Source organism: Mycetocola sp. (assembly GCF_025464835.1).
Taxonomy (GTDB): Bacteria; Actinomycetota; Actinomycetes; order Actinomycetales; family Microbacteriaceae; genus Mycetocola_A.
The window spans coordinates 1-7,349 of the sequence record NZ_JAODMP010000032.1; the positions used below are offsets into that span (position 1 = coordinate 1).

9 protein-coding genes are annotated in these 7,349 nt (G+C 67.6%); 5 read left to right on the forward strand and 4 right to left on the reverse strand.

The genetic code is table 11. From position 1 onward, the window contains the following. Nucleotides 1–203: 203 nt before the first annotated feature. From JWP90_RS04435 to JWP90_RS04445, 3 genes are all read right to left on the reverse strand, one after another. On the reverse strand, nt 204–1,406 hold the full coding sequence (locus JWP90_RS04435; RefSeq protein ID WP_297360232.1) for an FAD/NAD(P)-binding oxidoreductase: 1,203 nt from the start codon (nt 1,404–1,406) through the stop codon (nt 204–206). Then, nucleotides 1,406–1,603, reverse strand: coding sequence for a ferredoxin (locus tag JWP90_RS04440; protein ID WP_297360235.1), 198 nt, complete (start codon nt 1,601–1,603; stop codon nt 1,406–1,408). The genes JWP90_RS04435 and JWP90_RS04440 overlap by 1 nt, the downstream gene beginning before the upstream one ends. Nucleotides 1,604–1,699: 96 nt before the next feature. Next, a complete protein-coding gene (locus JWP90_RS04445) occupies nt 1,700–2,203 on the reverse strand; it encodes a GNAT family N-acetyltransferase (protein WP_297360238.1) in 504 nt (167 codons plus the stop codon). Between the two features lie 60 nt (nt 2,204–2,263). Between JWP90_RS04445 and JWP90_RS04450 the strand changes: the two genes are divergently transcribed. The 5 genes from JWP90_RS04450 (at nt 2,264) to JWP90_RS04470 (ending at nt 5,837) form a co-directional block, all read left to right on the forward strand. Continuing rightward, a complete protein-coding gene (locus JWP90_RS04450) occupies nt 2,264–3,040 on the forward strand; it encodes a sulfite exporter TauE/SafE family protein (RefSeq protein WP_297360241.1) in 777 nt (258 codons plus the stop codon). A 99-nt stretch (nt 3,041–3,139) separates the two neighbouring features. Further along, nucleotides 3,140–3,799 (forward strand): DUF937 domain-containing protein, encoded by a 660-nt coding sequence (locus tag JWP90_RS04455; RefSeq protein ID WP_297360244.1) that lies wholly within the window; start codon nt 3,140–3,142, stop codon nt 3,797–3,799. Between the two features lie 47 nt (nt 3,800–3,846). Further along, nucleotides 3,847–4,293 carry a MaoC family dehydratase N-terminal domain-containing protein gene (locus JWP90_RS04460; RefSeq protein ID WP_297360247.1) on the forward strand — a complete coding sequence of 149 codons (447 nt, stop codon included), beginning with the start codon at nt 3,847–3,849 and terminating at the stop codon, nt 4,291–4,293. Then, nucleotides 4,290–4,709 (forward strand): MaoC family dehydratase, encoded by a 420-nt coding sequence (locus JWP90_RS04465; protein ID WP_297360250.1) that lies wholly within the window; start codon nt 4,290–4,292, stop codon nt 4,707–4,709. Before JWP90_RS04460 ends, JWP90_RS04465 begins: the two co-directional genes overlap by 4 nt. A gap of 3 nt (nt 4,710–4,712) precedes the next feature. Continuing rightward, nucleotides 4,713–5,837 carry a UDP-N-acetylmuramate dehydrogenase gene (locus tag JWP90_RS04470; RefSeq protein ID WP_297360253.1) on the forward strand — a complete coding sequence of 375 codons (1,125 nt, stop codon included), beginning with the start codon at nt 4,713–4,715 and terminating at the stop codon, nt 5,835–5,837. A 281-nt stretch (nt 5,838–6,118) separates the two neighbouring features. Here JWP90_RS04470 and JWP90_RS04475 read toward each other — a convergent pair whose 3' ends face one another. Continuing rightward, a complete protein-coding gene (locus JWP90_RS04475) occupies nt 6,119–7,318 on the reverse strand; it encodes a pyridoxal phosphate-dependent aminotransferase (RefSeq protein ID WP_297360256.1) in 1,200 nt (399 codons plus the stop codon). Nucleotides 7,319–7,349: the final 31 nt, after the last annotated feature.

Below are 7,349 nucleotides of genomic sequence, written 5' to 3' on the forward strand. Positions count from 1 at the left end.
GGTCGCACGGTTAGCAGGACCGACGTCGCGAAAGCATCCGGTAGATCGTGCGATCTCCTCTTAATCGTGCGAGCTGTCGGCACCGGAGAAGACCAAAGGCGCCGAACTCAGGCGGGCGACAGCATTCTGTGCCGAGGTTGTGGTCGGGCGCCCATGGGCGCCGGTGCACGATGCCACCGCCGTCCCCGCGATCGCAGGACTCTCTACTCGGGAACGACGGATGCCCACGCCGCACCGTCGAGGACGTGCTGGCGCCACTGCCGCACCACCTTCGCCGCCCCGATCCCCATCACGCCCACAAGCCGGTCCCCGCGCCGGAACAGCGCGACCATCCGCTTCTCGTCGAACGAACCCTCGACGACTCTCACCTCGTCGTACCCCCGCAACCAGCCGTGCACCTGTAGTTTGAGGTCGAACTGATCGGTCCAGAAGTACGGCACCGAGGTGAACGCATCAGGCTCGCCGTCGAGAAGACGCCGTGCGACGTGCATGCCCTGCTCGGTCGCGTTGGTGCGGTGCTCCACCCGCATGAACTCGTCGAATACCGGATTGCACCAACGGGCGGCATCCCCGGCGGCGTACACGCCGGGTGCCGCAGACAGGTCGGGGGCACACTCGATGCCGTCGCCCAGCGGGATGCCGCTTCCCTGCAGCCAGTCGAGGTCGGGTGCAGCTCCGATCGCCACGAAGACCACGTCGGCCGCCAGTCGTGTTCCATCCGCCAGCTCGACGCCTGTGACGACGCCGCCCGTCTCGACGAGCGACACGACGGCGGACTCAGGGCCCATCCGCAGTGCAACGCCGTGAGCGCGGTGCAGTTCGGCGACCTGGCCGCCGACATCCGCGCCGAGGCTCCGTTCGAGCGGCGTGGGCGCTGCGCTGACGAGCGTCACGTCGACACCGAGGCTTACAGCGGTCGCTGCCACTTCGGTGCCCAGGAATCCGCCACCGACGACAACCAGTCGCCTGCCCGATTGCAGTTCCGCCCGCAGCGTGAGTGCGTCGTCGACCGTGCGCAGCGTATGCACGCCACGCAACTGGGAGGTGCCCGGCAGCTTGCGCGGCTGCACCCCGGTCGCGAGCACGAGCTGGTCGAACCCCAGTTCCGTTCCGTCGGAGATCGTCACGCGTCGGCCCGAGAGGTCCACCCCGGTCGCTCGCACCCCTGAGCGGATGCTGACGCCCAGCTCGGCGAGTTCGTCCTGCGTCTTCAGCAGCAAACGTTCCCCCTCCCACTCACCGGAAAGCAGCTGTTTCGACAGCGGCGGTCGATCGTATGGGGAGTGCGCTTCCGCGTCGACGAGGGTGATGTCGCGGTCGTACCCGTTCCGCCGCAGCGCGGCCGCGGTCGTCAGGCCGGCGGCCGACGCCCCGACGAGAACGATGCGGGAGGGTCCGACCGTCATCAGTCCTCGAGCAGGCGGAGGGCGGCGGACGGGCAACTGAGAACGGCGTCACGCACCGCTTCGTAATCCTCGGCACCGGGGTTCGGGTTCAGCAGGATGACCTTGCCGACCTCGTCATCCTGGTCGAAGACAGCCGGGGCGATATTCACGCAGACGCCGGCGGCGACACACACTTCGGTATCAGCAATGACCTTCATCGGGACCTCTTCCTTCGGCGGCGGAATTCGCTCACCTACTTCAATTCTGCCAGTCTCCGATGTGCGTTCGACGCGACCGGACGGAACCCGGACCGGTCAGGAGGACGCGCGTTCCAGCATCCGGTGCATGATGTGGAGCCCCACAGGGCCGCGAGTGGGGGAGTCGAAGGCGTCGGGCACCGTCGCGAGGATGCGGAAGCCGAGCGACTGCCAGAGCGCGATCGCCCCGGTGTTGGTCTCCACGACGGCGTTGAACTGCATCGCCCGGTAGCCGTCGCGAGCTGCCTGGTCGAGAACATGCGCTGCGAGCGCCCGGCCGACACCTCGCCCGGTGGCGGCGGGAGCCACCATGAAACCGGCGTTCGCGACGTGCGCCCCGGCGGCAGGCTGATTCGGGTGCAACTCCGCTGTGCCGAGAACCGCGCCTGACTCGTCGACGGCGACGAACACCCGCCCGCCCGCCTTGCCCATCCACCACACCCTGGCATCCTCCTCAGCGGTGTCGGCTGGCCAGCAATACGTTTCTCCGGCGGCGACGATGTCACGGAGGAAGGGCCAGATGCCCGCCCAATCCGGGTCGCCGGCATCCCTGATGTGCATGCCATCACGCTACCGGGGCGGTGGTAGCGTCGGAACCTCGCGCCACGATCAGGGAGAAGGATGCCACAGCAGCACACCGCGGGACGTTGGGTCCGGTTGGTCCTGATCGGTCTTGCCGCCGGTTTCCTGTCCGGGCTGTTCGGTGTCGGGGGTGGCATCCTCATCGTCCCGGCGCTGTTGCTCCTGGTTTTGGACGACCAGCGGATCGCGGCTGGAACGTCGCTCGCGGCGATCGTGCCGATGTCGATCGTCGGTGTCGTGAGTTATGCGCTCGGGGGTTCGGTGGACTGGGTGGCGGCGGCCCTGCTGGCTGCCGGTGCGATCATCGGCGCTCAGGTGGGCAGCCACCTGCTCAGTCGGCTGCCGCGGCGGGCGTTGCGCTGGGGCTTCATCGCCTTTCTCCTCGTGGTGATCGTCAGCCTGTTCCTCGTGATTCCGTCGCGCGATGCGTCGATCGAGTTCACGGCCGGATCGGTGATCGGCCTCGTGGCGCTCGGCCTGATCACCGGCGTGCTGTCCGGCCTGCTCGGGATCGGCGGCGGGGCCGTGGTCGTGCCGATGCTGATTGTGCTGTTCGGGGCGAGCGACCTCATCGCGAAGGGCACGAGCCTGCTGATGATGATCCCGACCGCTCTCTCCGGCACCATCGGCAACGTCGTGCGCAAGAACGTCGACCTCCCGGCGGCGGCGGTGATCGGGGTCTCGGCTTGCACAACGACGGCTCTGGGGGCCGTTGTCGCGGCCGGGATCTCCCCGCAGGCGGCGAACATTCTCTTCGCGGCCTTCCTCGCGGTCGTCGTCACGCAGCTGATCGTGAAGGCCGTGCGGTCGTCCTGATTTCTCCAGCTAGCGCTACCCCTACCCGTTCGGAAACGGGCCTCGGTACCCTTTCGGGAGAGCCGCCGCCGACGTGCGGCCGTAACCGGAAGGAAGCACATGGCATCCCTGGATGAACTGATGAGCCAGATCCCGATGAGTGACGTGGCTGCGAAACTCGGTGTCGACGAACGGACCGCCCGCGCGGCGGTCGAGCAGGCTCTTCCCGCGCTGGTCGGCGGTCTCGAAGCCAATGCGAAGGATCCGGGCGGCGCCGCATCGATCGAAAAGGCGGTCACCAGGCACTCCCCAGCCCTTGTGGACGGCGGAGTCGACCTCGACGAGGTCGACACGAACGACGGCGAGAAGATCGTGTCGCACATCTTCGGCCCGAACACAGAGCAGGTCGTTGCGACGCTCGGCGCACAGCCCGCAGCGTTGAGCGGTCAGGGACTCGGCCCCGTGATCGGCAAATTGTTGCCGATCCTTGCTCCCATCGTGCTCAGCTACCTCGCCAAGACGTTCCAGGAACGCAAGCCGACGACCGAGACCGTTCAACCCACCGAGCCGATGCAACCCAAACAGCCCAGGAAGGAAGCCGAGGGGGGACTGGGCGGCATGCTCGGCGATCTCCTCGGTAGAGGAACTTCATCGGGGTCGACCGGTGGCGGCATCGGTGACATTCTCGGCGGGCTCCTCGGCGGTGGCAGTTCGAAGGGCGGCAGCTCCGGCGGCATCGGTGACATTCTCGGCGGGCTCCTCGGCGGCGGCCGCAAGTAGGGCAGCGCTACCCGGCGTCCCGAGAGGCGCCGGGTAGGCTGGATTCCGTGTCAGTGAACCCCGAACTCCAGGGCCGCGTCTTCGCGCCGGCCCCGCCCTACCTCGTCGGTCGTGAGAAAGTGCGTGAGTTCGCTCGCGCCGTTTTCGCCGACTCCCCGATCAACCTCGACCCGGATGCCGCGAGAGCGGCCGGTCACGCGGACGTCGTCGCACCCCCCACCTTCCCCGTCGTGATCCAGGAGCACACCCTCGCCCAGCTGCTCGGCGAGCCGGACGCGGGCATCGACTTCACCCGGGTCGTGCACGGCGACCAGCGGTTCAGCTACTCCCGGCCGATCGTTGCCGGCGATGAGCTCACCGCCACCCTCACTGTCACGAGCGTGAAGACCCTGGGACCGCACGCCATGGTGACCGCGTCATCGGAGATGCTCGACGCCTCCGGCGCCCACGTCGTCACCGCCATCTCCACCCTCGTCGTCCGGGGCGGCGAATGAGCGCGCCGCGGCTCGACTCGCTGAGCGTCGGGGATGTCGTCGCCGAGCGGGAGTTCGCGCTTACCCGGGATTCCCTTGTGCGTTACGCCGGGGCATCCGGCGACTTCAACCCGATCCACTACCGCGACGATGTCGCGTTGTCCGTCGGGCTGCCCGGCGTGCTCGCCCACGGCATGCTGACGATGGGATTCGCCGTTCAGCCGATCGTCGAGTGGGCCGGTGATCCCGCGCGGATCGTGGACTATCAGGTCAAATTCACCCGTCCGGTCGTGGTCGACCCCGAAACAGGAGCGGCCGTCACCGTCACCGCGAAGGTCGGCGCCCTCACAGACACCACCGCCCGCGTGGACCTCACAGTCACCTTCGACGGGGCGACGGTGCTCGGCAAGGCCCAGGCCGTCGTGAAGCTCGGTTAGGCGATGACGACACTTCTTTCCGATCTCACAACGCTGCGCGTCGGTGGTCCGGCCGAACGGCTCGTGCAGGCGACCACACGCGAGACGCTTGTGGCAACGGTACTCGACGACTGGGCGAACGGCGAAGAACCACTGATCCTCGGTGGGGGCTCCAACACCCTCGCCGCCGACGAGGGCTTCGACGGCACTGTCGTCCAGGTCGCGACGCGCGGCATCGAGCGGTTGGAGTCGGCGCCCGGCAGGGTACGGCTCCGGGTCGAAGCAGGAGAGTCGTGGGACGAGCTCGTCGCCTTCGCTGTCGGGAACGGATGGAGCGGAATCGAAGCTCTCACCGGCATCCCCGGGTCGAGCGGTGCCGCACCGATCCAGAACATCGGCGCATACGGCCAGGAGCTCGAGAGTGTGCTCGTCTCCGTCGATCTGCTGGACCGTGACCTGCTTGAGGTTGTGCGGGTGCCGGCGGCGGAACTCGCTCTGGGCTACCGGACCTCGGTGCTCAAACGGCACGGCGGGTCGGTTCCCGAACGGGACGGCGTCGTCGTCGCTATCGAACTGGATCTCTCCGACGATGCCGGGCTCAGCGCCCCGATCGGCTACGCCCAGCTTGCGACCGCCCTGGGCGTCGAGCTCGGCGCGCGGTTGCCGATCGCCGACGTCCGCCGCACCGTGCTCGGCCTGCGATCGTCGAAGGGGATGGTGCTCGACGCGGCCGACCCCGACACGTACAGCGCCGGATCCTTCTTCACGAACCCGATCGTCTCGGAGGCCTTCGCGCGAAGCCTTCCGGCGGATGCTCCGCGCTGGCCGATCACGGAAGACCACGAGCCGGACGTCGTCATTCCTCTGGAGGAGTGGCATGGTTCGGTCCCCGCCCCGTCGTTCGAACACGACGCGCAGGTGAAGCTCAGTGCCGCGTGGTTGATCGAGCGGTCAGGCATCCGTCGCGGATTCCGGCTGCCGGGCTCCCGGGCCGGGATCTCGACGAAGCACACCCTCGCGATCACTAACACGGGTGGGGCGACCGCCGATGAGATCGCCGCGCTCGCCCGGTTCGTGCAGGCCCGCGTCGCCGCGGAGTTCGGGGTCGTGCTGCAGCCCGAACCGGTCTTCGTCGGCGTCTCGCTGTAGTTTCGGCCCGCTCGGCCCGCTCGGCCCGCTCGCCCGCTCGGCCCGCTCGTCCGCTTGTCCGCTTGTCCCGCTCTGCCCGCTCGTCCGCTCGCCCCGGCCGACGGCATCCGTGCTCTGTCACCTGGGGTTGACTCCAAATTCAGCAACCACGTCCAAATTCAGCAGAACTGTCGCGACACGCCGTATGGGAGCGCTCTCGTGCGGCGTGTCGAGCAAGATCTGCTGAATTTGGAGTGATCTCCTGAATGTGAGGTGGGACGAACGGATGCCGCCGGCTGGCGTCAGCCGAACAGCTTCTGCAGCCGCTGCACCCCTTCGAGGAGTGGCTCGTCGCCGAGCGCGTAGCTGAATCGAAGGTAACCGGACGGCCCGAACGCTTCACCGGGCACGGTGGCGACCTCAGCCTGGTCGAGGATCAGGTCGGCGAGCTCGAGGGAAGTCGTGGGCGTGACACCGCCCCATTCGCGGCCGAGCAGTGCCGAAACGTCGGGGTAGACGTAGAACGCGCCCTCGGGCGTCGGCGTGCGGAAGCCCTCGATCTTGTTCAGCTCAGAGACGATGACGCCGCGGCGGCGGTCGAACGCCTGGCGCATCGCATCGACGTCGTCCTGTGGCCCAGTCAGGGCGGCGATCGCCGCTCGCTGGGCGATGTTGTTGACGTTGCCTGAGAGGTGCGACTGCAGGTTCGCGAGCGCCTTGATGACGGATGCCGGTCCGACGGTCCAGCCCACCCTCCAGCCGGTCATCGCATAGGTCTTCGCGACGCCGTTCACGAGCAGGGTCTGCTCGGCGAGTTCCGGCACGGCTTCGACGATTGATACTGCCTTCGCGCCGGAGTAGGTGAGGTTCTGGTAGATCTCATCGGTGATCACCCAGAGGTTGTTCTCGAGCGCCCATCGTCCGATCAACGCGGTCTCCTCCGGCGTGTACACGGCACCGGTCGGGTTCGACGGCGACACGAAAAGCAGCACCGTGGTGCGATCGGTGCGGGCGGCTTCGAGTTGCTCGACGGTGACCTTGTAGTCCTGGGAGGCATCCGCGAACACGTCGACGGCCACACCGTCAGCGAGCGCGATGACCTCGGGGTACGTGGTCCAGTACGGCGTCGGCACGATCACTTCGTCGCCCGGGTTCAGGAGCACCTGGAACGCTTCGTACACCGACTGCTTGCCGCCATTGGTCACGAGCACCTGGCTCGCGGATGCCGCGAGACCGGAATCCCGCAGTGTCTTCGCCGCGATCGCCTCCCGCAGGTCCGGCAGCCCGGCGGCCGGCGTGTAGCGGTGATTTTTCGTGTCCCTCGCTGCGGCAATCGCGGCTTCGACGATGTGTGCGGGGGTGGCGAAGTCCGGCTCGCCAGCCGCGTAACTGATCACAGGGCGGCCCTGTGCCTGCAGCGCTTTTGCTTTGGCATCCACTTTCAGTGTGGCCGACTCGGCGATGGCGGAAATCTTCGTGGAAAGTTTCGGTGTAGTGCTCACCCTGAAAGGGTATCGCGTGCCGTATGCGCCG

What these genes read in the sequence shown, in the direction of transcription:
- JWP90_RS04440 (WP_297360235.1), bottom strand. Translation starts at nt 1,603, where the DNA reads ATGAAGGTCATTGCTGATACCGAAGTGTGTGTCGCCGCCGGCGTCTGC.
- JWP90_RS04455 (WP_297360244.1), top strand. Translation starts at nt 3,140, where the DNA reads ATGGCATCCCTGGATGAACTGATGAGCCAGATCCCGATGAGTGACGTG.
- JWP90_RS04465 (WP_297360250.1), top strand. Translation starts at nt 4,290, where the DNA reads ATGAGCGCGCCGCGGCTCGACTCGCTGAGCGTCGGGGATGTCGTCGCC.
- JWP90_RS04445 (WP_297360238.1), bottom strand. Translation starts at nt 2,203, where the DNA reads ATGCACATCAGGGATGCCGGCGACCCGGATTGGGCGGGCATCTGGCCC.
- JWP90_RS04435 (WP_297360232.1), bottom strand. Translation starts at nt 1,406, where the DNA reads ATGACGGTCGGACCCTCCCGCATCGTTCTCGTCGGGGCGTCGGCCGCC.
- JWP90_RS04450 (WP_297360241.1), top strand. Translation starts at nt 2,264, where the DNA reads ATGCCACAGCAGCACACCGCGGGACGTTGGGTCCGGTTGGTCCTGATC.
- JWP90_RS04470 (WP_297360253.1), top strand. Translation starts at nt 4,713, where the DNA reads ATGACGACACTTCTTTCCGATCTCACAACGCTGCGCGTCGGTGGTCCG.